1 protein-coding gene is annotated in these 3,297 nt (G+C 39.0%); it reads left to right on the forward strand.

Annotated features, from left to right (window positions below; all coding sequences use genetic code 11):
* On the forward strand, positions 1 to 2,645 hold a 2,645-nt coding region (locus F6K13_RS24990), incomplete at its 5' end, for a LamG domain-containing protein (protein WP_287288702.1).
* Between the last annotated feature and the right edge of the window lie 652 nt (positions 2,646 to 3,297).

Raw genomic sequence — 3,297 nt, forward strand, 5'->3', positions numbered from 1 at the left:
CAGACTCCAAACTTGGCAATTGTCTAAGTTTTGACGGTGTGGATGATTATATCCAAATGCCAGCAATGAATATTGACTATTCACAAGGTTTGACTGTCGAAGCTTGGGTACACTATAGCAGTTTCAAGAGTTGGTCGAGAATTATTGATTTTGGAAAAGGTCCAGGTAACAACAACATTCTGTTTGCGAATGAAAGTACTACTCAGAATTTAGTCTTCGATGTTTATCAAGGTGCTACTCGAAACAGGATTAAAGTGGATGGAATGCTAGAGTTGAACCAGTGGCTTTATTTAACAGTAACCGTTGATGGGTCAGGTAGTGGCAAAATCTACAAGAATGGTGAAGAAGTACAGAGTGGTTTAGTACATCTACCTAATAATCTTAATCGCACTAAAAATTATATTGGTGATAGTAACTGGTCAGCAGATGGATTTTTTCATGGCAAAATGTCGCATCTGCGGATGTATAACCGAGCATTATCTCCTGAAGAGATTAATGAATGTATGAAAGTGGATGGAACTCCTCCACCTATGGATATTAATCGTGGTTTACAACTGCATCTGCCATTGAATGAAATTGTCGAAAATGCTGCTAAAGAAAAAGAAGTTGTTGATATATCAGCAGGAAAACTCAATGGTAAAGTTAATGGTGCAACAGTTGTAGCAGACGATCGCTTTGGCAACTGTATCAACTTTGATGGTACGAAGGATTATATCGAACTTCCTACAGCAACTATTCCCGAAACTGGTGAAATTACAATTAGTTTCTGGGCAAATGGCGGCAAGTCTCTACCTAATCAGAATTCTATTATCTTGGCACAAGATAAAAGTAATCACAGGGTAGTCAACATTCATTTACCTTGGTCAAATAGTAACGTATACTTTGATTGTGGAAATACAACTACTACTGATAATAGTTATGACCGTATCGAAAAACCATCCCAGGCAAGTGACTTTAAAGATCGATGGACATACTGGGTATTTACCAAGAATGTGGCTACGGGTGAGATGAAAATCTATCTTAATGGTAGTTTGTGGCAAAGTGGTGTTGGTAAAGAAAATCCTCTAAGCTCAATTACTCAGGTTAAATTTGGTTGTGGTTATGGTTTTTATAATGGTAAAGTTGCTCATCTACGAATTTATGACCGAGTATTATCTCCAGAAGAAATTAACGAATTGATGACAGTTGATGAGACCACTGGTGAAACTGACACTACACCAACAACTGATGAGACTGAGACCACTGGTGAAACAGATAGCACGTCAACAACGGATGAGACTGGTACTACTGGTGAAACCGACAGCACATCAACAACGGATGAGACTGGTACTACTGGTGAAACCGACAGCACATCAATAACGGATGAGACTGGTACTACTGGTGAAACCGACAGCACATCAATAACGGATGAGACTGGTACTACTGGTGAAACCGATAGCACATCAACAACGGATGAGACTGAGACTACTGGTGAAACCGATAGCACATCAACAACGGATGAGACTGAGACTACTGGTGAAACCGATAGCACATCAACAACGGATGAGACTGAGACTACTGGTGAAACCGATAGCACATCAACAACGGATGAGACTGAGACTACTGGTGAAACCGATAGCACATCAACAACGGATCAAACTCCTAAACCTATAGATATAAATAGTGGTTTACACCTCCATCTCCCACTCAATGAAATAGTAGAAAACTCAGCAAAAGAAAAAGAAGTAGTTGATGCCTCAGATGGAACACTCAATGGCAAAGTTTATGGTGCTGAAGTCATAGCTGACCCTAACTTTGGCGATTGTATAGGTTTTGATGGAGTAGATGATTATATCGAACTACCCCCAACCGCTATTCCCGAAACTAATGAACTCACAATTAGTTTTTGGGCAAATGGCGGAGAGTCTCTACCCAAACAAAGCTCTATTTTGTTAGCAGAAGATAAAACTAATAACAGGGTAGTTAATATTCACTTACCGTGGTCAGACAGTACCGTATACTTTGATTGTGGAAATAAAACCTCTTCTTTTGACAGAATTGAACAATTAGCTCAAGTCTCTGATTTTAAGGGTAAATGGAATCACTGGGTATTTACAAAGAATATTACTACCGGTGAGATGAAAATCTATCTCAATGGTAGTCTGTGGCAAACTGTTACAGGTAAAGATCAAGAATTAAGTCAAATTACTCAAATTAAATTGGGTTGTGGTTATGGGTTCTATGAGGGTAAAGTTGCTCATCTGCGAATTTATGACCGAGTGTTATCTCAAGAGGAAATTAACGAACTAATGAAAGTAAATCAACCTGCTACTACATCAACGACTGGTGAAACAGACGCCACATCAACGACTGATGAAACTGATACTACCCAAAAACCTATGGAATATCGGACTTATCAGGTCAAAGGTAATCCCACAATCAAAACTGGATATTCAGCGTCAGAATGGACTGCAGTTATTGCCGGATTTAATTCCGGAGCAAAGCAAAAACACAAAGCTTCAGCATTGACGATCATGCCTGTTGTTGAGGATGAAGAATGGAAAATTAAGTGCGATATTAAAGATACAGACGATCGCTATTGGGATGTAGCGGTTTTATTTATCAAGAATAATATGGTAAATAGGGTCAACAACTTTTATCGTTAGATAGCTGTAGTCTCAAAGGGCATCCGATCGATTTTTTTGGGGTAGCATTTTATGGCTGCCCCTTTTGATTTATGGCATTGGTGATTGGAGGTATGAAATCAGTAATTTAGGTAAATTAAGAGTAATTCTTTGAATGGCAAGATGAGATATTGTCTTTACTGAATTGACCAAAAAGCACATTTCTTTCTCCTGACTCCTAAGTAATTAAGGTTAATATCATACAATAATTCACCAACGCCTGATTTATATATAGCGGGCAAGATGCCTGAACTGGGAAAATTTAATTGTTATAGCGCTACAAAAATTGGTTATATCAAATCTGTTTTATTGGACATAAAAAAATTCTCCAATCGTCATAACTACGCTCATCTTTGTAATTCTCTCTCCTCCTGACTCGGTCCTCCTGACTTCCCCTCCCCTCCTGGGAGGGGGAGGGGCGAGGGGTGAGTTAATTCAGGAGGAGTTAACGATTCTATAACTGTTTAACCCAATTTGATATTAGGACATTTTTCAATCCTAAAACCCTTTTACAGTTTGCTATTCCCTGTTCCCTGTTCCCTGTTCCCTAGAGCGTAGCGCTATAATATCTGTACTTCATATCAAATCCGGTTAAACAGTTATCAGGAAAGACAGAAGGCAGGAGGCACTTATG

Origin of the sequence: Okeania sp. SIO2B9 (assembly GCF_010672505.1) — a bacterium.
GTDB lineage: Bacteria > Cyanobacteriota > Cyanobacteriia > Cyanobacteriales > Microcoleaceae > Okeania > Okeania hirsuta.